Origin of the sequence: Pseudomonas sp. HMSC066A08 (assembly GCF_001813025.1) — a bacterium.
Lineage (GTDB): Bacteria > Pseudomonadota > Gammaproteobacteria > Pseudomonadales > Pseudomonadaceae > Pseudomonas > Pseudomonas aeruginosa.
In genome coordinates this window covers 1-212 of sequence record NZ_KV811271.1, presented here as the reverse complement: position 1 = coordinate 212, position 212 = coordinate 1, and the positions used below count along the sequence as shown (strand labels likewise).

Here is a 212-nt window from a genome sequence, read left to right as displayed (position 1 = left end):
CACCGCTGGTGGCATTGATAACAGGCCAGTGAGTGCTGTCTAATAACCCCGCTTCAACTAATGGCTTTAACGACAGCTGAGAAACGGTGGGATAACAACCCGGCACAGCAATAAGTTGAGCCTGACTAATCTGATCAGCGTTCCATTCGGCAAGACCATAAACCGCCTGTGATAACCAATCAGTATTCTTATGCTCGAATCCATAGTATTGT

The 212-nt window shown here is 46.7% G+C and carries 1 pseudogene; it reads right to left on the bottom strand.

Features of this window, described 5'->3' with window-relative positions:
- Positions 1-212: pseudogene (locus HMPREF2886_RS32970) on the bottom strand (N-acetyl-gamma-glutamyl-phosphate reductase); the annotation flags it as partial.